This is a genomic window from Streptomyces sp. NPDC087787, assembly GCF_044743035.1.
Taxonomy (GTDB): domain Bacteria; phylum Actinomycetota; class Actinomycetes; order Streptomycetales; family Streptomycetaceae; genus Streptomyces.
In genome coordinates this window covers 160,272-181,349 of record NZ_JBIUVQ010000002.1, presented here as the reverse complement: position 1 = coordinate 181,349, position 21,078 = coordinate 160,272, and the positions used below count along the sequence as shown (strand labels likewise).

General features: G+C 72.9%; 17 protein-coding genes and 1 pseudogene. 7 read left to right on the top strand and 11 right to left on the bottom strand.

Annotated features, from left to right (window positions below):
* Positions 1-235: 235 nt before the first annotated feature.
* Positions 236-976 carry a PP2C family serine/threonine-protein phosphatase gene (locus ACIOWN_RS04910; protein ID WP_100571326.1) on the bottom strand — a complete coding sequence of 247 codons (741 nt, stop codon included), beginning with the start codon at positions 974-976 and terminating at the stop codon, positions 236-238.
* A 236-nt stretch (positions 977-1,212) separates the two neighbouring features.
* Between ACIOWN_RS04910 and ACIOWN_RS04905 the strand changes: the two genes are divergently transcribed.
* Positions 1,213-2,331, top strand: a complete 1,119-nt coding sequence (locus ACIOWN_RS04905; protein ID WP_401980431.1) for a hypothetical protein — start codon at positions 1,213-1,215, stop codon at positions 2,329-2,331.
* A gap of 12 nt (positions 2,332-2,343) precedes the next feature.
* Here the strand turns inward: ACIOWN_RS04905 and ACIOWN_RS04900 are convergent, their stop codons facing one another.
* Complete coding sequence (locus tag ACIOWN_RS04900; RefSeq protein ID WP_362348394.1) at positions 2,344-2,925, bottom strand: hypothetical protein; 582 nt, start codon at positions 2,923-2,925, stop codon at positions 2,344-2,346.
* Positions 2,926-3,367: 442 nt separating this feature from the next.
* On the opposite strand from ACIOWN_RS04900, the gene ACIOWN_RS04895 reads away from it, so the two are divergent.
* Positions 3,368-4,267, top strand: a complete 900-nt coding sequence (locus tag ACIOWN_RS04895) for a universal stress protein (RefSeq protein ID WP_401980428.1) — start codon at positions 3,368-3,370, stop codon at positions 4,265-4,267.
* A gap of 12 nt (positions 4,268-4,279) precedes the next feature.
* Here ACIOWN_RS04895 and ACIOWN_RS04890 read toward each other — a convergent pair whose 3' ends face one another.
* The 3 genes from ACIOWN_RS04890 to ACIOWN_RS04880 all read right to left on the bottom strand — a co-directional run bounded on the left by ACIOWN_RS04890 (position 4,280) and on the right by ACIOWN_RS04880 (position 7,627).
* Positions 4,280-4,945 carry a CBS domain-containing protein gene (locus ACIOWN_RS04890; RefSeq protein WP_362348398.1) on the bottom strand — a complete coding sequence of 222 codons (666 nt, stop codon included), beginning with the start codon at positions 4,943-4,945 and terminating at the stop codon, positions 4,280-4,282.
* Between the two features lie 38 nt (positions 4,946-4,983).
* On the bottom strand, positions 4,984-5,439 hold the full coding sequence (locus ACIOWN_RS04885) for a cyclic nucleotide-binding domain-containing protein (RefSeq protein ID WP_401980425.1): 456 nt from the start codon (positions 5,437-5,439) through the stop codon (positions 4,984-4,986).
* A 394-nt stretch (positions 5,440-5,833) separates the two neighbouring features.
* Positions 5,834-7,627, bottom strand: a complete 1,794-nt coding sequence (locus ACIOWN_RS04880) for a bifunctional metallophosphatase/5'-nucleotidase (protein WP_362348401.1) — start codon at positions 7,625-7,627, stop codon at positions 5,834-5,836.
* A 435-nt stretch (positions 7,628-8,062) separates the two neighbouring features.
* Between ACIOWN_RS04880 and ACIOWN_RS04875 the strand changes: the two genes are divergently transcribed.
* Complete coding sequence (locus tag ACIOWN_RS04875) at positions 8,063-9,094, top strand: cytochrome c oxidase assembly protein (protein WP_401980422.1); 1,032 nt, start codon at positions 8,063-8,065, stop codon at positions 9,092-9,094.
* Between the two features lie 71 nt (positions 9,095-9,165).
* Positions 9,166-9,309: pseudogene (locus ACIOWN_RS04870) on the top strand (cupin); the annotation flags it as partial.
* Here the strand turns inward: ACIOWN_RS04870 and ACIOWN_RS04865 are convergent.
* The 6 genes from ACIOWN_RS04865 to rhaI all read right to left on the bottom strand — a co-directional run bounded on the left by ACIOWN_RS04865 (position 9,310) and on the right by rhaI (position 17,148).
* Complete coding sequence (locus tag ACIOWN_RS04865; RefSeq protein WP_362348403.1) at positions 9,310-9,957, bottom strand: lactate utilization protein C; 648 nt, start codon at positions 9,955-9,957, stop codon at positions 9,310-9,312. It abuts the pseudogene before it with no gap.
* The gene (locus ACIOWN_RS04860; protein WP_401980419.1) at positions 9,954-11,450 is read right to left on the bottom strand and encodes a lactate utilization protein B; all 1,497 of its coding nucleotides are present in this window, start codon (positions 11,448-11,450) and stop codon (positions 9,954-9,956) included. Before ACIOWN_RS04860 ends, ACIOWN_RS04865 begins: the two co-directional genes overlap by 4 nt.
* The gene (locus ACIOWN_RS04855; RefSeq protein WP_362348406.1) at positions 11,447-12,202 is read right to left on the bottom strand and encodes a (Fe-S)-binding protein; all 756 of its coding nucleotides are present in this window, start codon (positions 12,200-12,202) and stop codon (positions 11,447-11,449) included. The genes ACIOWN_RS04860 and ACIOWN_RS04855 overlap by 4 nt, the downstream gene beginning before the upstream one ends.
* Before the next feature lie 234 nt (positions 12,203-12,436).
* Positions 12,437-13,891, bottom strand: a complete 1,455-nt coding sequence (locus ACIOWN_RS04850) for a rhamnulokinase family protein (protein WP_362348408.1) — start codon at positions 13,889-13,891, stop codon at positions 12,437-12,439.
* Positions 13,888-15,927, bottom strand: a complete 2,040-nt coding sequence (locus ACIOWN_RS04845; protein WP_401980415.1) for a bifunctional aldolase/short-chain dehydrogenase — start codon at positions 15,925-15,927, stop codon at positions 13,888-13,890. The genes ACIOWN_RS04850 and ACIOWN_RS04845 overlap by 4 nt, the downstream gene beginning before the upstream one ends.
* 60 nt (positions 15,928-15,987) lie before the next feature.
* Positions 15,988-17,148, bottom strand: coding sequence for an L-rhamnose isomerase (gene rhaI, locus ACIOWN_RS04840; RefSeq protein WP_401980412.1), 1,161 nt, complete (start codon positions 17,146-17,148; stop codon positions 15,988-15,990).
* A 313-nt stretch (positions 17,149-17,461) separates the two neighbouring features.
* On the opposite strand from rhaI, the gene ACIOWN_RS04835 reads away from it, so the two are divergent.
* The 3 genes from ACIOWN_RS04835 to ACIOWN_RS04825 are packed head-to-tail and all read left to right on the top strand — an operon-like array spanning position 17,462 to position 21,037.
* Positions 17,462-18,976 carry a sugar ABC transporter ATP-binding protein gene (locus tag ACIOWN_RS04835; RefSeq protein WP_401980410.1) on the top strand — a complete coding sequence of 505 codons (1,515 nt, stop codon included), beginning with the start codon at positions 17,462-17,464 and terminating at the stop codon, positions 18,974-18,976.
* The gene (locus ACIOWN_RS04830) at positions 18,973-20,013 is read left to right on the top strand and encodes an ABC transporter permease (protein WP_362348414.1); all 1,041 of its coding nucleotides are present in this window, start codon (positions 18,973-18,975) and stop codon (positions 20,011-20,013) included. Before ACIOWN_RS04835 ends, ACIOWN_RS04830 begins: the two co-directional genes overlap by 4 nt.
* Positions 20,006-21,037, top strand: coding sequence for an ABC transporter permease (locus tag ACIOWN_RS04825; protein ID WP_362348416.1), 1,032 nt, complete (start codon positions 20,006-20,008; stop codon positions 21,035-21,037). The genes ACIOWN_RS04830 and ACIOWN_RS04825 overlap by 8 nt, the downstream gene beginning before the upstream one ends.
* Positions 21,038-21,078: the final 41 nt, after the last annotated feature.

Here is a 21,078-nt window from a genome sequence, read left to right as displayed (position 1 = left end):
ATCTCGCTGGTGGAGCAGGGGCCCCGCACTCCCTCAGAGGGGGCACCCCCAGGCACCGTACCCGGCGTTCCAGATCGCACCGCAACGCTACTCCGACCAGCCCAACGCACCGCAAGCCTGTCAGTCGACCATCACACGATCGAGCTAAACCGACCTCGTACACGGTTCCCAACGAGCAGTTGCGAACCCCTCCGGTGGGCCAGGTGACCGGGTTCGCGCCGGACGGACGGAGGGGTCACCGCTCCACGACCCGCACCAGGGCGAGCGTGATGTTGTCGGGACCGCCGGCGGCGATGGCGGCCTTCCACAGTTCGAAGGCGGCCCGGCCGTCGTCGAACTCCCTCAGCAGCTCGTCAAGGACGTCGTTCGGCAGCGGGTCGGTCAGGCCGTCGGTGCAGATCAGGTACCGGTCGCCCGGGGCGAGGGCGCAGGCCGTCACGTGCGGGGTGACGGCGTGGAAGGTCCGGGCGCCGCCGAGGGCCTGGGTCAGGAGCGAGATCGTGCGCTGCCCCGGCGGGGTCGGCGGGTTGTCGTCCACGCTGACCTGGAGCAGCCCGTCCCGGGGCGCGGCGAAGACCCGGCTGTCGCCCACGTTGAACGCCAGCAGCGACCCGGGCAGCAGGACGGCGCCCGCGACGGTGGTGCCCATCGTGGCCGGTCCGTCGTTCTCCGCGGCCGTGTACACCCGGCGGTTGCAGGCGTGCAGTGCCTCGCGGACGTCGTCCTCGCCGGTCATGCCGGGCCCGGACCGCGCGAGCTGCCGGACCACCAGGGAACTGGCCACATCGCCTCCGGGCTGGCCGCCGATCCCGTCGGCGACCGCGACGACCAGGGGCGCGCCGAGCGGGAACACCAGTGTCTGCGGATTCTCGGTCACCGTGGCACACAGGGTCCACGGCCCGGCGACCAGGCTGTCCTCGTTGTGCTCGCGGATCAGTCCCGGATGGCTCAGCGCACTCACAGCGACGTACGTCATCACAGGCCACCGCCTTCCCCTGCCCGTCGGGCGGATCGCGTGCCCGCCGCCGGGGCGGATCGCGCGCCGAGACCCATTGTCGTGTGGCCCGCCGGGCGGTGCAGCCCGAGCAGCCCGAGTCCCGGGGCGCCCGGCCGGCCGGAACGGTGGGAGACTGGCCGGGTGGGTGACTGGCGAGCCGGCCGGGAGGCCGCCGCGAGCGGCTTCGGGCGGGCGTGGCGCAGTCGGGAGCGACCATGAGGCTTTCCTTTCTCGAACCTCTGTACAAGCAGTCCGGTCCGTTCGCGTCGGTGTATCTGGACACCTCCCGCGACAGCGCCGTCGCCGATCCCGACGCGGCCATCGCACTGCGGTGGCGGCACCTGCGGGACGCCCTGACGTCCGAGGGGGCGGACCGGGGCACCATCACCGCGGTGGCCGGCCTGGTGGGCAGCGACACAGAGGTCCCCGGCACCCACGGGCAGGCGGTGTTCACCGCGCACGGCCACGCGGCCCTGCTGGACGAGTTGCCGGTCCCGCCCGCGCGGGACACGGCGCACTTCGGAACGCTGCCGGACATCATGCCGCTGATCGCCCAGCACGCCCCCGGGATCCCGTACCTGGCGGTGCGGGTGCGCTACGGCGGACGTCACTCCACGGACGCGACGGGCACCGTGCGCGTCGACGCCGAGGCCGGCCTCTGGCCCCTGACCAAGGTCGCGTCCGGGTACCGTCTGCACGAGGAGGTCCCGGCGGGCGACTGGCCGCGGGCGGCCCGGGTGATCGGCCGGGAACTGGCGGGCCACGCACGGCGCATCGACTGCGAGGCGGTGGTCGTCGCGGGAGACGCCTGGGCCCGCGGCATCCTCGTCAACCGGCTTCCCGCGCCGCTGCGCGGACATGTCACCACGGTGGAGGGCACGGGCGACTGGGTGCCGGGGCGGGCCCTGCTGGAGCAGCAGCTGGAGAGCCTGTTCAGGGGACGCATGGCCGCGCACGACCGACGCCTTCTGAACGTCTTCCTGGCCCAACGCGCCCACGGCACGGTGACGGCAGAGGGACTGCCCGCCGCCGTGGCGGCCCTGCAGCGGGGCCAGGTCAAGGCGCTGCTCCTGAACAACCACCCCGAGTCGCCGCTGCGCCTGTGGGTCGGCCCGGAACCCGGCCAACTCGCCCTTACCGAAGAGGAGTTGCGCTCCTACGGCGTCCAGGACGTACGCCGGGAGCGCGCCGACGCGGCACTGACCCGGGCGCTGGTCGGCACCCGGGCGGAACTCGTCCTGGTGCCCGAGCGGGAGGCTCGGCTGCACGAGGGCGTGGGCGTCCTGCTGCGCTGTCCGCTGCCCCGCGACGGCCAGGACGCACCGGGGACATGACGTCCGCGCGACTCAGCGTGCCGCGCGGCCCCACTGCGGTCCGACCTCGCGCCACTCGGCCTCCCAGGCGCGGGCACGGCGCCGGTCGAGCGCGGCGCGGGCCGCACAGCATCCGGCGCCGGCGGCACCCGCGACGGCGAGCGACACCAGCGCGCCCGTGGCCGCCGCCTGTGTCGCGGCCTGCGACGGGGTCAGGGGCGGGGCAGTGACCCGGTGGTGCTGATCGGTCCATATCCCGATCCGGTCGCCCGCTTGGAAGGCGGGCGCGACCAGGGTCCGGGCCTCGTGCCGGGTGCCGTCCGGTTCCGTCCAGCGGACGGTCCCCGAGACCCGGTCGTCCGGCGTCGTCACACTGTCGCCGCCGGGCCGGGCCGTGGCGGCCAGGACGGCGGTGGCCGGGTGCCGCTCCACCTGCTGCCGGGCGAGGCCGTCCGCCGCGGCCTGGCCGGCGACCACCCCCGTCAGGGGAGCGCCCGCCGCGATGACGGCCCACGTGGCCAGCAGGACCCAGCTCTCGATCACGTCCTCACGCCGGCGCATCGGATTGCTCCGCCACCGCCACAGCGGACGCCGGCCGGGTGTGTTCGCCCTCATCGCTGCTCCCTCCGGACCTCCGACCACCACCGGGCCCTCCGGTCACCCCCGGCCCGCCGAGCGGACGGTCGCCTGAACGGCTCCCTCCACCTTCAGCCTGACATCCTTCCGGGCCGCCGTCCTGGGGCCGCCCGACGCGGGCACACCGGCCGTACGTCCCCGCCGGGGCGGGACCCTGGGCCCACCGTCCGCCGGGCCGGTCGGCCCACTCCCGCCGCGGCCCGGACGCGCGACACTGGAAGTGCGCGCGGAGCACGGAGCGCGCGCAGTACGACCCGAGACCGACACGGTCCTGGTCCGGAGGAGAAGACGGGCACCAGGACCATCCCGGTGCGGCGCGTCCGAGCAGGGGGCGCTCCATGCCGCACCCGGGTGCGCGGCCGGTGTGGCGCCGGCCGCGCACCCGCCGAGGGACGGTGCGGGGACGAGGAGGGTGACCGCCATGCTGAGACCCGTCGTGGCCGGCCTGGACGGTTCGCGCGAGAGCCTCGCCGCGGCCCACTGGGCGGCCAGGGAGGCCCTCCGGCGGGGGCTGCCGCTCCGGCTGGTGCACGCCTGGGAGGGTCTGCCCGACGCCGCCGGGAGCGCGGGCCTGCCCGAGGTGCGCGTGCCGCAGTTCCGTGCGCGCCGGATGCTCAGGGACACGGTCGCCGAGGTGGCCGCGTCGTACCCGGGCCTCGACCTGTCGAGCGAGCAGGTGCGCCGGCAGCCGGGTCCCGCGCTGCTCGACGAGGCGGCGCACGCCGAGCTGCTGGTCATCGGCAGTCAGGGGCTCGGCGCGGTCGGAGGCTTCGTCCTGGGCTCGGTGGCCATGGCGACCGCCGTGCACGCCGAGCGCCCCGTCGTCCTCGTACGGGCGGGCGAGACGGCGGGGAGCGAACATCTGCCGGACGTCTTTGGACACGTCTCGACGCGGACCGCGCACCGTGACGTGGCGGTCGCCGTCGACACCGACGGCTCCTGTGACGACGTCCTGGACTTCGCCTTCCGCGCCGCCGAACTGCGCGGGGCACCCCTGCGGGTGCTGCATGCCTGGCACGTGCCGCTGACGCACGGGCTGCCGGACGCGCGCACCCGGGGATCGTTCCGGCAGGAGGCGGAACGGGAACTGGCCGCGCTGCTGGAGCCCTGGCGGCAGAAGTTCCCCGCCGTGTACGTGGCTGCGACCCTGCACGAGGGGCGCCCGGCCCACGTACTGCCGGGCGCCGTGAGCGGGTCGGGCCTGCTGGTGGTGGGCCGCCGCAGGCGGCACCCCGCGATCGGCGCGCACGCGGGTCCGGTCACGCACGCCCTCGTCCACCACGTCACCCGCCCGGTCGTGCTCGTGCCCCACGACGACTGAACCGGCCGGCGTTCAGCGCGGTTCCGTCACCGCCGGGCCGCTCGCGAGATCGCACTCGACGTCGACGACGCCCTCCACGGCCCGTACCAGGCGGGCGGCCACGGGCACCAGCGAGGCGTCCCTTATCCGGCCGGTGAGCGTGACCACGCCGTCGACGACGCCGACGTGGACGGGTTCCAGCGGGGCGGGGAAGAGGTAGGAGACGATCTCCCGGCGGATCTCCTCGGCCAGGTCGTCGTCCGACCGCATGAAGACCTTCAGCAGGTCGCCCCGGCTGACCATGCCCTCCAGCAGTCCCTCGCCGGTGACGACGGGCAGCCGCTTGACGCGGCGCCGGCCCATGATGCGCGCGGCCTCGGCGAGGGTGGCGTCGGAGTGGACGGTGACCGCCGGGGAGGTCATCAGCTCCCCGGCCGTCACCGCGCCCGCCTTGGCCAGGTCGGGCAGCCGGCGGAGCTGGGTGAACCGGTCGGGGTCGCTGTCGCGGAACTCCTCCTTGGGCAGCAGATCGGCCTCGGACACGACACCGATCACGCGTCCTTCGCCCTCCAGCACGGGAAGGGCGCTGACCTTCCACTGCGCCATGAGGCCGACGATCTCCTTGAACGGGGCGTCGCGTCCCACGGCCACGACCGTGTGCGTCATGACGTCGCTCACGATGTGCGGGCTGCCGTGCACGGTGTCCTCCTCGGGACGTCGGCGCGGTCGCGGCCGGTTCACCTGCCGCCGCTGCCGTAGGGGGCGTACAGGTCGAGCAGCCGGATACGGGCCGCCTGCAGTCGGTCGGCGACCACGGCGCCGACCCAGACGGCGATGGCGCGGCCGAACTCGGGGTCCTCCCGGCACAGCTCGCGCACGGCCTCGGCGTCGAACTCGTACGCCCGCACCGGGCTGGTGGCCTCGGCGCCGAGCTGCCACACGTGGGGCGTGAAGTGCCAGGACCAGCCGACGAGTTCGCCGTGGCCCAGGGTTTCGATGACGGCGGCGCTCCGGCCCGGGATGTGCAGGTCCAGGGCGACGGTGCCGGTCCGGATGATCCAGAACCGGTCGGCGTGGCGGCCCTCGTGGAACAGCCGGGAGCCCATGTCGAAGGAGGTCTCGCGGGCGAGCCGCATGAGCCGCGCACGGTGCTCGGCCGGAAGGGCCGCGGCCCGGGTGGTGGTGGAGGTCATCGCTCCGGCTCCTCTCGTTCCTGCCGCCTCGCTCGGTCGGCGAGCGCGTCGTGCGGCGCGGCGGCTTCCCCGGCGCGGACGGTACCGACCGCGTACCGCGTGACGCACCGGCACCGGCCACGGCACCTGCTTCCGGCCAGGACCGCGGTGGAGGGGAACGTCCTGCCGCCGCGCTGCTGTCTCCAGCCTGGTCCCGTACGCCCAGCGCCGCCACAGGCCGCCCGGGCCCGCCAGGGGGCCCTTCGGCCCCACATCCCACCCGGCGGCCCATCCGGCGGTCCACCCCGGCCCGCGCCGGCGGAGGCGTACGTGCTGTCCGCGGGCAAGCGTGAGGGCGGGCCCCAGAGGACCCGCCCTCGTCCGATTGCTCGGGATGTCGTCCGTGCGACGGTGGTTACTTGACGACGGTGACGCGGTTGGCGGCCGTCGGCGTGTACGGCGCGGCGGCCGAGGTGTTCGCCGTCAGGTAGTCGACCAGGGCGGCCAGGTCGTCGCTGCCGACGAGCTGGTCGGTGCCCTTGGCGAACTCGGTGAAGCCGTCACCGCCGTCGGCCAGGAAGGAGTTCATGGCGACGCGGTAGGTGGCGTTGGGGTCGACCGGCTTGCCGTCCACCCGGATGGAGTCCTCGACGACGCGGTCGGCGCCCGTCTTGGTCAGGTCCAGGGTGTAGGTGAGGCTGCTGGAGATCTGAAGGTACTTCGGGGCGGCGGCGTTGCTGCCGCTGACCTGCTGCTTCAGCACGGTGACCAGCTGCGCGCCGGTCAGGTCCTTGAGGTTGACCGTGTTGCTGAAGGGCTGCACCGCGAAGCCCTCACCGAAGGTCACGACACCGTCGCCCTCCTTGCCGGAGGCGGCGTAGACCAGGTCGGCGCGGATGCCGCCCGGGTTCATCAGCGCCACGACGGCACGGCTGTCCAGGGACTTGGCGTGCGCGAGCTGCGCGTCCGCGATCAGGTCACCCAGCGGCGACTCGACGGCACCGGTGCGGGTGACGTCCTTGGTGATGTAGCCGACCGGCTTGTTGGCGACCGGCGCGGCCAGGGTCTGCCAGTAGCCGAGCAGCTGCGTCAGGTCGGCCGCCTTGGACTGGGTCCGGTCGACGACGCGGTTGGAGCCCTTGACCGTGGCGCGGACGATGTCGTCGGTGCGCGGGTCGTACTTCATGTTCAGCTCGGTGAAGAGCCGGCCGTAGGAGGCGGCGCTGGTCACCAGGCGCGGGTGGCCCGCCGGGTCCGGGATGGAGCAGACGTACGCGTTGTGGGTGTGGCCGGTGACGAGGGCGTCGACCTCCGGCGCGACCTCCTTGGCGATGTCCACGATCGGACCGCTCAGACCGGTGCTGCCGCCCGCGTCGCAGTCGTAGTTGTACGCCGAGGAAGCCGGGAACCCGCCCTCGTGGACGAGCGCGACGATCGCGTGGACGCCCTGCCGCTGGAGTTCCTTGGTGTACTTGTTGATCGTCTCGGCCTCGTCGAGGAACTTCAGTCCCTTGACGCCCGCGGCCGTGACGACGTTCGGCGTGCCCTTGAGGGTGACGCCGATGAAGCCGACCTTCGCGCCCTTGACGTTCTGGACGACGTACGGCTTGAGAAGCGGCTTGCCGGTCTTCTCGTTGATCACGTTGGCCGACAGGATCGGGTAGTCGGCACCCGCGAACTTGCGCCCCTTGGCGTAGCAGCCGTCGACCGGGTGGCAGCCGCCGTTCTGGAGGCGGAGCAGCTCGTCCTTGCCCTCGTCGAACTCGTGGTTGCCCACGCCCGTGACGTCGAGGCCGAGCTTGTTCATCGCCTCGATGGTCGGCTCGTCGTGGAAGAGGCCGGACAGCAGCGGGCTGGCGCCGACGATGTCGCCGGCGGCGACGGTCAGCGACCGGTCGTGGCCCTTGCGCGCGGTGCGAAGGCTGCTCGCCAGGTACTCCACGCCGCCGGCGTCGATGTCCTTCGTGGTGCCGTCGGCCTGCCGCTCGGTGACCCGGCCGGAGGAGCCGGCCGGCGGCTCCAGGTTCCCGTGGAAGTCGTTGATGGCGAGGAGCTGGAGGTCCTTCAGCGGGGCCGAGTTGGCGTCGGGCCCGGCCTGCGCGGGGTTCGCGGCGACGAGGGCGCCGGCGGTGGCCAGCGTGGCGGCCGCGGCGAGGGCCGCGACGACGACTCTTCGGGGAGCCGGGCGGCGGGAGTGGGTAGGCGACATGGTGCCTTCCTGGTGGGACTGGGGAAAGTGGGGGCAGCTGGCCGAAGCCTAGAATCAACGCGCGTAGTTGTCAGGAACTTTGCGGTTACGGACAGGTTTCCATCTGGGAGACCTTCGTTGTTCAGGGCGGTTTTGACCGTTTCGCGCGGACGTCCAAAGCCGTCGTCCCGGTAAGGCCGCGGTGAGGGATCCGTGAGAAGTCGCTGCCGGCAGGAACGCGAGGATACCCACGGCTGCACCCCCCTCGGCCTCCGGGGTGTCCTCGGGGCCCCGGCCCGCCGGTCCGCCTTGCTGACCGGCCGTTTCCGTGGGCGCCGCGCCCCGCGAGCGCGACGCGCCGGACACCCGCACCCCGCCGCCCCGCCCGCGGCCGCCGGCCGCTACCGTCCGCTGGGGGCATGAACCGACTTGTCCCCTGTGGGCGAATGGAGAGGGATGCGAATGATTCCTGACGCGGTGACCGAACTGTCGGTCGGGCAGCTCGCCGAGCCGACGCTCGGTCGGCTGCTGTCCTCGTGGCAGCCCGACGTTCCGGCGCTGCTCGTGGTGGCCGTCCTGGGCGGACTGTACGGCTGGGGCGTGCTGCGGCTGCGGCGGCAGGGCCGGAGCTGGTCGCCCGCCCGTACCGCCGCCTTCACGCTGCTCGGACTGGGCACGCTGGTGGTGGCCACGATGTCGGCGCTGGCCGTGTACGACCACGTCCTGTTCTGGCCCGCCGCCGTGCAGAACATCCTGCTCGACCTGGTCGCGCCCCTCGGCCTGGCCCTCGGCGACCCGCTGCGGCTCGCGGTGGAGGCGCTGCCGGAGGACAGAGCGGAGCGGGTCCGGCGCGCGATGACCGGCCGGGTGGTGCGCCTGCTCACCTTTCCCCTGGTCAGCACGGCCCTCGTACTCGCCACCGAGCTCGTCGTCTACTTCACCCCGTACTTCGCCACCGCGCTGCGCGTCGGCTGGCTGCACGAGCTGATGTACCTCCATCTGCTCATCGCGGGCTGCCTGTTCGTCGTCCCCGTGCTCACCCGCGAGCAGGCGCTGCCGTCCTGGTGCACGCATCCGGTGCGGGCCGCGCTGGTGTTCCTGGACGGCATCGTCGACGCGGTGCCGGGAGTCGTGGTGATGACCCACGGAACACTGATCGCGGGGGCCTGGTACCAGCAGCACGCGCCCGCCTGGGCCACGGACGTCCACCACGACCAGCAGATCGGCGGCGGCGCGATGCTCAGCATCGCCGAACTGGTCGCGCTCCCCTTCATCCTGGCGATCCTGGCGCAGTGGGCGCGCGCCGAACGCGTCCAGAACGCCGCCCTCGACCGCCGCCTCGACCAGGAACTCGTCCGCGTCGCCGTCCCGCCCCGCTCACCCGGCGAACAGGCCCCGGCGTCCGCCCCCGTACGCGTCCGTCCCTGGTGGGAAACCGAGCAGAACGAGGTGGCGAGCAGAATCCGCCGCCACCACGGCGCCGACTGAACTCAGCCCCCGCCCGGGCGTGTTGCGTCGCCGGTGGCGTGTGCATGTGCGAGGGAACGGAGGCCGGCCCCGGTCGCAAGGACGAGGTGGGTCCCGGCGACGTCTTCGTCTGCTCGCCGGGACACGACGCCTGGGTCGTGGGCGACGAGCAGGTCGTGCTGTACGACTTCGCGGGCGTCATGGCACGGCCGTACGCGAGGCCGGGCGGGAGATAGTCACTTCCCGCTCACCAGCACCACCTCCAGGGTGCGCGGCCCATGTACGCCCTCCACCCGGTCCAGTTCGATGTCGCTGGTGGCGGAGGGGCCGGAGATCCAGGTCAGCGGGCGGGCCGGGTCGAGCCGGTCCAGTGCCTGCGGCACGGAGGAGACGACCTGGTCCGGGACGCGCACCACGCAGATGTGGTGGTCGGGGACGAGCGTGATCCGGCGGCGGCCCTGGTCGGGGGAGCCGTCCAGGACGAGAGTGCCGGTCTCGGCGATGGCGAGCGCGCAGCCGGTGACGACGCTGTCGACCCGGTCGAGTTCGCGCGCGGTGGCGTCGGGCCGGTCCGTGACCCGGGTGGCCTCGACGGCGGCCGGCCAGTCCTCTTCGAGCCCGGGCGGTACGAGGACGGTCTTCGAGCCCCGCTCGCCGAGCAGGTGGGCGATCAGCCGGGGCAGCGCGTCGGCGTCGCAGCGGTGCACGATCGCCCGGTAGTCGGCCAGGTTCTCGGCGAGCAGGTCCACCGTCTCCTCGGTGCCGCGCTCGCCGTGCTGCCGCAGATAGTCGCGGGACACCGCCCGCTCGTACGGCACGTCGTCCGGCGGTACGTCCGCGAGGGCGCGCCGTACCCGGCCCAGGATCCGGTCCCGGCTGTTCACTTCGCCGCCTCCTTGCCCCCGTGCGTGCGCTGCCACCAGTCGCGGAACGGTTCCACCGGCACCGGCGGCAGATCACGGGTCCCGGTCCAGGCCCGGCCGGGGCCGGGCAGGGCGCGGGGGTGGAAACGGCGGGTGCGGGACGCGAGCCGCTGTCCGCCGCGCAGGGCGCCGGGGCGGGTCAGGGCCCAGCGGGCCGCGCGCATCGCCGCGCGCTCGGCGGCGTGCCCCTTGGCCGGCTTGAGGAGCACCTTGTTGCCCGCCCGCGTCACCGGGCCGCCCTCGACGACGCGTTCGCGCAGGTGGACCAGCACCTCGGGGATGTCGATGGCGACCGGGCACACCTCGTAGCAGGCGCCGCACAGCGACGACGCGTACGGCAGGGAGGCGTCGATCTCGCTCGCGGTGCCGCGTAGCTGGGGGCTGAGGATGGCGCCGATCGGGCCCGGGTAGACCGAGCCGTACGCGTGCCCGCCGGCCCGCTCGTAGACCGGGCAGACGTTCAGGCACGCCGAGCAGCGGATGCACCGCAGGGCCTGGCGGCCGACCTCGTCGGCGAGGGTGTCGGTGCGGCCGTTGTCCAGCAGCACCAGATGGAAGGTCTCCGGCCCGTCGCCCTCGGTGGTGCCGGTCCACATGGACGTGTACGGGTTCATCCGCTCGGCCGTCGAGGAGCGGGGGAGTGTCTGGAGGAAGACCTCCAGGTCCCGCCAGGTGGGGACGATCTTCTCGATGCCGACGACCGAGATCAGCGTCTCGGGCAGGGTCAGGCACATCCGCCCGTTGCCCTCGGACTCGACCACGACCAGCGTGCCCGTCTCGGCGACGACGAAGTTGGCGCCGGAGACGCCCACCTTGGCCCGCAGGAACTTCTCCCGCAGGTGCAGCCGGGCGGCCTCGGCGAGTTCGACGGGCGCGTCCGTCAGCCCCTCGGGGGCCGGGCGGCCCCACCCGCCCATCTCGGAGCGGAAGATGTCCCGGATCTCGCCGCGGTTGCGGTGGATCGCGGGCACCAGGATGTGGGAGGGCCGGTCGTGGCCCAGCTGCACGATCAGCTCGGCGAGATCGGTCTCGTAGGCCCGGATGCCCTCGGCCTCGAGTGCCTCGTTGAGGCCGATCTCCTGGGTGGCCATCGACTTGACCTTGACGACCTCGCGCTCGCCCGTCGCCTTGACCAGCGAGGCCACGATCCGGTTGGCCTCGGCGGCGTCGACGGCCCAGTGGACGGTGCCGCCCGCGGCGGTGACCGCCTCCTCCACCCGCACCAGATACCGGTCCAGATAGCGCAGGGTGTGGTCCTTGATCTGCCGGCCCGCCTCCCGCAGCGCCGCCCAGTCCGGCATCTCCGCCACGGCCGCGGCCCGCTTGGCGCGGATGGTGTGCGTGGCGTGGCGCAGATTCCCGCGCAGGGTGGTGTCGCGCACGGCGTCGTGCGCGGCCCGGGGAAAGGACGGGAACACCGGGGAGCCGGGCATGCCCAGGAACGTCGCGCTCACGCCGCGGCCTCCTCGTTTGTGCCGGCCAGGATCTCAGCGATGTGCACCGGCCGCATCCGCGTCCCGAGGCGGGCCATCGTGCCGCCGATGTGCATCAGGCACGAGTTGTCGCCCGCGCACAGCACCTCCGCGCCCGTCGACTCGGCGTGGCGCACCTTGTCCGCGCCCATGGCCGCCGACACATCGGGGTTCTTCACCGCGAAGGTGCCGCCGAAACCGCAGCACTCCTCGGCCCCGGGCAGCTCCACCAGCTCCAGCCCCTTCACCGCCCGCAGCAGCCGCAGCGGACGGTCGCCCAGGCCCAGGCCGCGCAGCCCGTGGCAGGTCGGGTGATAGGTCACCGTGTGCGGGTAGTACGCGCCCACGTCCGTCACCCCCAGCACGTCCACCAGGAACTCGGTCAGCTCGTACGTCCTCGGCACCACCGGGGCCAGGGTGGCCGCGAGTCCGTCGCCGCGCCCCTCGGCCCGTGCGCGGGCGCCCATGCGCGGATACAGCTCCCGCACCATCGCGCCGCAGGAACCGGACGGTGTCACGATCGCCTCGTAGTCCCGGAAGACCTCCGCGAAGCGCCGGGCCAGCGGCTCGGCCTCGTGCCGGTAGCCGGTGTTGTAGTGCGCCTGCCCGCAGCAGGTCTGGGCCATCGGGAAGTCCACCTCGACACCCAGCCTGGTCAGGAGCTTCACCGTCGCGCGCCCGGTGTCCGGATAGAGCGTGTCGTTGACGCAGGTCAGGAACAGAGCGACACGCATCGCGGCTCCTCGTCGTCGGTCGTCGGACGGGTGTCGGGGGCACCGCCCGCACGCGCTCAGCGTAGTGGCGGAGTGATCGGGCGCGGGGTCCGGCGGGGAGATCCCCGCCCCCGGCGTGGCGGAGACCGCGAGCCCCCCTGGCCCGGCGAGACACCGGCCCATGGGTCGACGGCTCACGCTGTGACGGCTCACGCTGTGACGGCTCACGGGGTGACGGGGCCATGGGGTGACGGCTCACGGGGTGACGGCGGTGAGCCGGGCCTCGGCCGAGCGCCAGGCCGCCGCGTCGCCGCCCGGCTCGTACCGCACGAGCGGCTGCGTCCGGGCGAGCAGGGCCCGCATCCCGGCCCGGTCGCCGACGAGCCCGTGCGCGCGGGCCTGCACCAGGACGTTGCCGAGGGCCGCCGCCTCGGCCGGCCCGGCGACCACGGGCAGCCCGCAGGCGTCCGCGGTCAGCCTGCACAGCAGGGCGTTGCGGGCGCCCCCGCCCACGAGGTGCACGACGTCGACGGGGTGGTCGGCGAGCCGCTCGGCCTCCGCGACCGCCCGGCGATGGGCGAGGGCGAGGGAGTCGAGGACGCAGCGGGTGATCTCTGCGGGGGAGCCGGGCACCGGCTGGCCCGAGGCCCCGCAGGCCGCCGCGATCCGCTCCGGCATCCGGTCCGGCGCGAGGAAGACCGTGTCTCCCGCGTCGATGACCGACCGGAGCGCGGGCACCTCGGCGGCCTCCCGCAGCAGCTCGTCCAGGTCCGGGTCGCCCCAGGCCCGCAGGCACTCCTGGAGCAGCCACAGCCCCATGATGTTGCGCAGGTAGCGGACCGTGCCGTCGAGCCCCAGCTCGTTGGTGAAGTTGGCGGCGCGGCTGTCCTCGGTGAGCACCGGAGCGTCCAGCTCCAGACCGGCCAGCGACCAGGTGCCCGTGCAGATGTACGCGAACCGTTCCCCGGAGGCGGGCACCGCGGCCACCGCGGACGCCGTGTCGTGCGAGGCGACGGTCGTCACCGGCACGGGCCCGCGCAGCCCGGTCTCCCGCAGCACTTCGGGCCGCAGCACACCCGCCGGATCCCCGGGCCGGCGCAGCGGCGCGAACAGGTCCAGGTCGACACCGAGCCGGGCCGCGACCTCGTACGACCAGTCGTGCGTGCGCGGATCGACGAGCTGGGTGGTCGAGGCGTTGGTCAGTTCGGTGCCCTGCTCACCCGTGAGCCAGTACGTCAGCAGGTCGGGGATCAACAACAGGCGCCGTGCGGCAGCGAGTTGGGGAGAGGAGCGGGAGGCGGCCAGTTGGTACAGGGTGTTGAAGGGCGCGTACTGGACGCCGGTCGCCGCGTACAGCTCGGCGGCCGGCACCGTCGCCCACACCCTCCGCGCCACGCCCTCGGTGCGCGCGTCGCGGTAGTGGACGGGGTTGCCGAGCAGGGCGCCGTCCGCGTCGAGCAGGCCGTAGTCCACGGCCCAGCCGTCGATGCCGACGGAATCCACCCGCCCCGCCGCCCGCAGCCCGTCGAGCACCCCGGCGAACAGGGCGAGCACGTCCCAGCGCAGCCCCTCGGGAAGCCGTGCCGGCCGGTTGGGGAAGCGGTGCGCCTCGGTCAGCTCCAGCCGGTCGCGGCCGACCCGCCCGGCCATGACCCGGCCGCTGGACGCGCCGAGATCGACGGCGGCGTACGCCCTCACGTCCGGGCTCATCGCAGGAAGGCGGCCGCGACACCGGCGTCGACCGGGACGTGCAGCCCCGTGGTGTGGGTCAGCTCCCCGCCGGTCAGCGCGAAGACGGCGTTCGCCACGTGCTCGGGCAGCACCTCCCGCTTCAGCAGCGTCCGCCCGGCGTAGAACTCGCCGAGCTTGTCCTCCGGCACTCCGTACACGGCGGCCCGTTGCGCGCCCCAGCCGCCCGCGAAGATCCCGGAGCCGCGGACGACCCCGTCCGGGTTGACCCCGTTGACCCGGATCCCGTGTTCGCCCAACTCGGCTGCCAGGAGCCGTACCTGATGCGCCTGGTCGGCCTTGGTGGCCGAGTAGGCGATGTTGTGGGGCCCGGCGAACACGGCGTTCTTGGAAGCGATGTAGACGATGTCTCCGCCCAGCCCCTGGGCGATCATCACCCGCGCCGCCTCCCGCGAGACCAGGAACGACCCGCGCGCCATGATGGCGTGCTGGCGGTCCCAATCCTCGGCCGAGGTATCCAGCAGCGGCTTGGAGATCGAGATGCCGGCGTTGTTGACGACCAGGTCCACCCCGCCGAAGGCGAGCAGGGCCGCCTCGAAGGCACCCGCGATCTGCTCCTCGTCCGTCACGTCCACCGGCACGGCGACCGCCTTGTCGGGCCCGCCCAGTTCCCCGGCGACGGCGGCGGCGCTCCGGCCGTTCATGTCGGCGACGACGACGCACGCGCCCTCGTCGGCGAGCCGTCGCGCGATGGCCCTGCCGATGCCGCTGCCCGCGCCAGTGACGAGCGCGACCCGTGCCGCGAGCGGCTTCGGCGCGGGCAGCCGCCGGAGCTTGGCCTCCTCCAGTTCCCAGTACTCGATGCGGAACTTCTCCGACTCCTCGATCGGCGCGTACGCCGACACGGCCTCCGCGCCCCGCATGACGTTGATCGCGTTGACGTAGAACTCGCCGGCCACCCGGGCCGTCTGCTTGTCCTTGCCGAAGGAGAACATGCCGACGCCCGGCACGAGAACGATCGCCGGGTCCGCGCCGCGCATCGCGGGGGAGTCGGGCCGGGCGTGCCGTCGGTAGTAGGCGGTGTACTGCTCGCGGTACTCGGCGTGCAGCTCCTTCAGCCGGGCGATCGCCTGCTCCGAAGGAGCCGTCGGCGGCAGGTCGAGCACGAGCGGCCGGACCTTGGTCCGCAGGAAGTGGTCGGGGCAGGAGGTGCCGAGCGCGGCGAGCCGCGGATGCCCGGCACGGGAGAGGAAGTCCAGCACCACGGGAGCATCGCTGAAGTGTCCGACCTGCGCCCTGTCCTGGGAGGCGATGGCGCGCACGTACGGCGCGAGCGCCGCGGCCCGCTTCCGCCGCTCGCCCTCGGGCAGCGCCTCGTACCCCTCGACGACCGCCCCGAACGGCTCGGGCCTCCCACGCTCGGCGAGGAAGGCCTCGGCGGCGCGGATGATGTGCAGCGAGTTGCGCTCGCACTCCTCGGAGTCCGCGCCCCACGCGGTGATCCCGTGCCCGCCGAGCACGCAGCCGATCGCCCGCGGCTGGGCCTCCCTGACCGCGGCGATGTCCAGCCCGAGCTGGAATCCGGGCCGCCGCCAGGGCACCCACGCCACACGGTCCCCGAAGCACTCGGCGGTCAGCTTCTCCCCGTCGGCGGCGCAGGCGAGCGCGATACCGGAGTCGGGGTGCAGATGGTCCACGTGCGGGGCGCCGACCAGCCCGTGCATGGCGGTGTCGATGGAGGGCGCCGCTCCCCCCTTGCCGTGCAGGCAGTAGTCGAACGCGGCGACCATCTCGTCCTCGCGCTCGACGCCGGGGTAGACACCGGCGAGCGCCCTCAGCCGGTCCAGCCGCAGCACGGCGAGGCCGGCCTCGGTGAGTGTCCCGAGGTCGCCTCCGGAGCCCTTCACCCACATCAGCTCGACGTCGTCGCCGGTGACGGGATCGGTGCCGACGCCCTTCGCGGACGCGTTGCCGCCCGCGTAGTTGGTGTTGCGGGGATCGGCACCGAGCCGGTGGGACCGGGAGAGAAGGGCGGCGGCCTCGGGGTGAAGCGACACAGGGGGCTCCATTCAGGAGAGGGGAGGACACGAAGGGGCGCGGGCGGTGCCGATGGGGAACTACGCCCCCCACCCGGCCTGCCGGCCCCCCACCCGATCGGCGACGATCTTCTCCGCCCACCCCGACCGGCGATACGCCGCAAGAGGCTCGGGGTCCAGCCCCATCTCCTCCCGCACGTCACGCAGCAGCGGACGCACGTCCGTGTTGTACGCGTCCATCAGCACGGCGTTGGCCTCGAGCACGTCCCCGGAGCCCTGTGCGGCGGACAACGCGCTCCGGTCCACCAGCAACGCCTTGGCCGTCGCCTCCTGGACGTTCATCACCGACCGGATGATCGCCGGGATCTTCGCCTCGATGTTGTGGCACTGGTCGAGCATGAACGCGACCCCGGACGTCAACCCGCCCCCGCCTACCACCTCGTACATGATCCGGAAGAGCTGGAAGGGATCGGCCGCGCCCACCATCAGGTCGTCGTCCGCGTAGAACCGGGAGTTGAAGTCGAACCCGCCGAGCCTTTCCTCCCGCAGCAGGGTGGCGACGATGAACTCGATGTTCGTGCCCGGCGCGTGGTGCCCGGTGTCCACCACGACCCGCGCCTTCGGGCCCAGCTTCAGGCAGTGCGCGTACGCCGTACCCCAGTCCGGGACGTCCGTGGTGTAGAAGGCCGGCTCGAACAGCTTGTACTCCAGCAGCATCCGCTGACCCTCGCCGAGCCGCTCGTACACCTCGGCCAGCCCCTCGCCCAGCCGGTCCTGCCGTCCCCGTATGTCGTCCTGGCCGGGATAGTTCGTGCCGTCGGCGAACCAGAGCTTCAGATCGTTCGATCCGGTGGCGTCCATGATGTCGACGCATTCCAGCAGATGGCCGACCGCCTTGCGCCGCACCGCCGCGTCCGGATGGCAGATGCTGCCGAGCCGGTAGTCGTCGTCCTGGAAGGTGTTGGAGTTGATCGCGCCCAGCCTCAGACCGCGGTCCTCGGCGTGCCGGGCGAGCGCCGCGTAGTCGTCCACCTCGTCCCACGGGATGTGCAGGGCGACGGTCGGCGCGACGCCGGTGACGGCGTGTACCTGGGCCGCGTCGTCCACCTTCTCCCACGGCGTACGCGGCACGCCTGCCTGCGCGAACACCTTGAAGCGTGTCCCCGAGTTCCCGTACGCCCACGACGGCGTCTCGACGGCCTGGGTCCTGAGGGCGGCCTTCACCGCGGCGAGGTCGGTCACTTCGAGGCTCCTGTGACGGCTTTTGGGACGGCTTCGAGAACCAGCTCCGAACCAGGTCTGAGCCGGCTCTTGCGATCGACGCGTATGAATCGATTCAGCCCCTGAAGCTATGAGCCGCCGGTGAGGGTGTCAACCCTTCCGCCATGGGCGACGCTCCGTAATCCCTTGAACTGCCGCCCGGTTGTCGATCCCGCACGGTTTTCGCTCCGCGCCCATTGACGTGACATCCGCTCCCGGCCTAACGTCCCGGCCACCAGGTTGAAACCTTTCACGACGTGGGGCGGCACTCCGCCGGCGTCGTCGAGGAGCCCCCATGACTCACCCGTCCGACACGGGTCCGGCCCCGGTGCTGGCGCTCAGGGACATCTCGAAGTCCTTCGGCGCGGTGCGTGCCCTCAGGAACGTCTCCCTGGAACTGCTTCCGGGAGAGGTGCACGCCCTCGCCGGGGAGAACGGCGCGGGCAAGTCGACCCTCATCAAGATCCTCGCCGGGGTGCACCGGCCCGACGCCGGCCAGGTGCTGCTCGACGGCGAAACCGTCGTCTTCCACGGCCCGGGGGACGCCCGGGACGCCGGTATCGCCGTGATCTACCAGGAACCGACGCTCTTCCCCGATCTGTCGATCGCCGAGAACATCTTCATGAGCCGCAGGCCCCGGCGGGCTCTGGGCCGTATCGACCACGACGCCACCCGTGACGCCACCCGGGTCCTGATGCGGCGGCTCGGTGTCGACCTCGACCCCGACCGTCCCGCGCGCGGACTGTCCATCGCCGACCAGCAGATCGTCGAGATCGCCAAGGCGCTCTCCTTCGACGCCCGCGTCCTGATCATGGACGAGCCGACCGCGGCCCTGACCGGCAGCGAGGTCGCCCGCCTGTTCGGCGTCGTACGCGCCCTGCGCGATCAGGGCGCCGCGGTGCTGTTCATCTCGCACCGCCTGGAGGAGATCTTCGAGATCTGCCGGCAGGTGACGACCCTGCGCGACGGCGCCCGGATCGCCGTCGAGCCGCTGGACGGCATGACCGAGGACGACCTCGTGCGGCGCATGGTCGGCCGCGACCTCGACGAGCTCTACCCCAAGCAGGACGTGACACCGGGCGACATCGCGCTCAGCGTGCGCAGGCTGACCCGCGAGGGCGTCTTCGCCGACGTCTCCTTCGACGTGCGGCGCGGCGAGATCGTGGGCCTGGCCGGACTGGTCGGCGCCGGGCGCACGGAGGTCGCCCGCGCCGTCTTCGGCATCGACCGGTGGGACGCCGGCGAGGTCGAGGTCGACGGACGCCGGCTCACCAATGGCGCCCCGTCCCTCGCGATGGCCGCCGGGCTCGCCCTGGTCCCCGAGGACCGGCGCGCCCAGGGCCTGGTGATGAACATGTCCATCGAGCGCAACATCGGCCTCACCGGACTCCGGACGACCGTGAGGGCCGGACTGATGGACCGCGGCGCGGAACGCAGCCGCTCCCTGGACTGGGCGGTCAGGCTCCGGGTCAAGTACGCCAGGATCGCCGACGCCGTCTCCACGCTCTCCGGCGGCAACCAGCAGAAGGTCGTCCTCGCCAAGTGGCTCGCCACCGGCCCCAGGGTGCTCATCGTCGACGAGCCGACCCGCGGCATCGACGTCGGCACCAAGGCCGAGGTGCACCGGCTGCTCGGTGAACTGGCCGCCGACGGGGTCGCCGTCCTGATGATCTCCTCCGACCTGCCCGAGATCCTCGGCATGGCCGACCGGGTGCTCGTGATGCACGAGGGCCGGCTGACCGCCGAGATCCCCCGCTTTGACGCCACCGAGGAAGCCGTGATGGCCGCGGCCACGGGGAGGGCGGCGTGACCACGACCGCTTCCGACCCCGCCCCCACCGCCGAGGCGCACCGGTCCAGCGGCACCCGCCTGGTCGACCGGGTGTTCAGGATGCGTGAACTCGCCATCCTGGTCGTCCTGCTGGCGCTGATCGCCGTCGCCCAGGCGGGCAACAGCGCGTTCCTGTCCGAGCAGGGCGTCAAGGACCTGCTGCTGAACGCGACCATCCTGGTGCTCGTCGCCACCGGCCAGTCCCTGGTCGTCATCACCCGCAACGTCGACCTGTCGGTCGGCTCCACGCTCGGCATCAGCGCCTTCGCCGCCGGTACGTGGCTGCAGGGCGGCGGGAACCCCGTCGTGGCCGTCGTCCTCGCGGTGCTCGTCGGGGTCGGCTTCGGCCTGCTGAACGGACTTCTCGTCAGCCTCGGCCAGGTACCCGCGCTCGTCGTCACCCTCGGCACGCTCTACATCATCCGCGGCATCGACTCCGTCTGGGTCGGCTCCCGCCAGATCACCGCGGCCGACCTGCCCGGCGGCTTCGTCGACTTCGGCTCCGGCGGCGTCCGGATGGTGCCGTACCTGGCGCTGATCGCCCTCGCCGTCCTGATGGTGACGGCGTACTGCCTCAAGCACTACGCCGGCGGCCGCGAGCTGTACGCGCTCGGCTCCAACCCGGAGGCCGCCCGCCTCGCCGGCATCCCGGTGCGCAAGCGCGTCCTGGCCGCCTACACCCTCTGCGGCGGCCTCGCCGGTCTCGCCGGGGCGATGTACCTGGCCCGGTTCGGCAACGTCGACTCCGGCACCGGCAGCGGATACGAACTCACCGTCGTCAGCGCGGTGGTGGTCGGCGGCGTGGTCTTCAACGGCGGCTCCGGCAGCGTGTACGGAGCGGCCCTCGGCGCCCTCCTGCTGACCTCCGTGAACAGTGTGCTGCCCGCACTCGGCGTCAGCTCCGTCTGGGTACTGGCGATCAACGGCGTCCTGCTCCTGCTCGCCATCGCGGTCGACCGGGTCGTCGCGCTGCGCGTGGCCTCGGCCCTGAAGAAGAGGAACGCCCGCCATGGCTGACTCCACCCTCTCGCGAGCCGTGCGCTGGGACACCGTCGTCGGTGCCCTGCTCGTCGTGGTCCTGCTGTTCTCCTTCGGACTCGTCGACGGCTTCGGCAACGCCCTCAACCTGTCGTTCCTGATCGGCAACACCCTGCCGATCGCGCTGATCGCCCTGCCGATGACCCTCCTGGTGGTCTCCGGTGAGATCGACCTGTCGGTGGCCTCCACCGCCGGACTGTCCGGCGCGGTGATGGGCGCCCTGTGGAACCAGGGCATGGCGATCGAGACGATCATCCCGCTGTGCCTGCTGCTGGGCGCGGTGTGCGGCCTGGTCAACGGCCTGCTGGTGACCATGCTCGGACTGCCGTCCCTCGCGGTGACCATCGGCACCCTCGCCGCCTACCGCGGCGTCGCGCAGATCGTGCTCGGCTCCGACGCGGTGACCGACTTCCCGGACCAGTACCTGGACTTCGCGGCCGGACGCGTCGGGAACACCTTCCTGCCACAGGCGTTCCTGCCCTTCCTGCTCCTGCTGGCGATCGCCGTCGTCACCCTGCACGCCACCCCCTTCGGGCGAGCGCTGTTCGCGATCGGCGCCGGCGAGGAGGCGGCCCGGTTCGCCGGCATCCGGGTCAGGCGGGACAAGCTGATCCTGTTCGTCGCCACCGGCTTCATGTCCGCCCTGACCGGCGTCTTCTGGGCCCTGCACTACGCGAGCGCCCGCTACGACAACGCCACGGGACTCGAACTCTCCGTCGTCGCGGCGGTGTTGCTCGGCGGCATCGACTTCGACGGCGGGAAGGGCACGCTCGGCGGCGCCGTCGCCGGTGTCTTCCTGCTCGGCGCGCTGCAGAACGTGATGAGCCTGCTGAACGTCTCCGCCCAGTCGCAGATCGTCGTCACCGGCGTCCTGCTCGTCGTCTCCGTGCTCGGCCCGCGGGTCGCGCGCCAGGTCTCCGCCGCCCGGAGCGCGCGCCGAGCGGCCCCGGCGCCCGAGCCGCCCAAGGCAGCCAAGTCAAGGGTGCCCAAACCGACTTCGTAGCCCGCTCCGCCCACCCCGCCGCCCCCGTAAAGGACTTCATC

Bases quoted from the DNA above. Each gene is read 5' to 3' on its own strand.
- ACIOWN_RS04910 (WP_100571326.1), bottom strand. From the start codon at position 976: ATGACGTACGTCGCTGTGAGTGCGCTGAGCCATCCGGGACTGATCCGC.
- ACIOWN_RS04855 (WP_362348406.1), bottom strand. From the start codon at position 12,202: ATGCGTGTCGCTCTGTTCCTGACCTGCGTCAACGACACGCTCTATCCG.
- ACIOWN_RS04825 (WP_362348416.1), top strand. From the start codon at position 20,006: ATGGCTGACTCCACCCTCTCGCGAGCCGTGCGCTGGGACACCGTCGTC.
- ACIOWN_RS04850 (WP_362348408.1), bottom strand. From the start codon at position 13,891: ATGAGCCCGGACGTGAGGGCGTACGCCGCCGTCGATCTCGGCGCGTCC.
- ACIOWN_RS04885 (WP_401980425.1), bottom strand. From the start codon at position 5,439: ATGACCTCCACCACCACCCGGGCCGCGGCCCTTCCGGCCGAGCACCGT.
- ACIOWN_RS04880 (WP_362348401.1), bottom strand. From the start codon at position 7,627: ATGTCGCCTACCCACTCCCGCCGCCCGGCTCCCCGAAGAGTCGTCGTC.
- ACIOWN_RS04895 (WP_401980428.1), top strand. From the start codon at position 3,368: ATGCTGAGACCCGTCGTGGCCGGCCTGGACGGTTCGCGCGAGAGCCTC.
- ACIOWN_RS04905 (WP_401980431.1), top strand. From the start codon at position 1,213: ATGAGGCTTTCCTTTCTCGAACCTCTGTACAAGCAGTCCGGTCCGTTC.
- ACIOWN_RS04875 (WP_401980422.1), top strand. From the start codon at position 8,063: ATGCGAATGATTCCTGACGCGGTGACCGAACTGTCGGTCGGGCAGCTC.
- ACIOWN_RS04900 (WP_362348394.1), bottom strand. From the start codon at position 2,925: ATGAGGGCGAACACACCCGGCCGGCGTCCGCTGTGGCGGTGGCGGAGC.
- ACIOWN_RS04835 (WP_401980410.1), top strand. From the start codon at position 17,462: ATGACTCACCCGTCCGACACGGGTCCGGCCCCGGTGCTGGCGCTCAGG.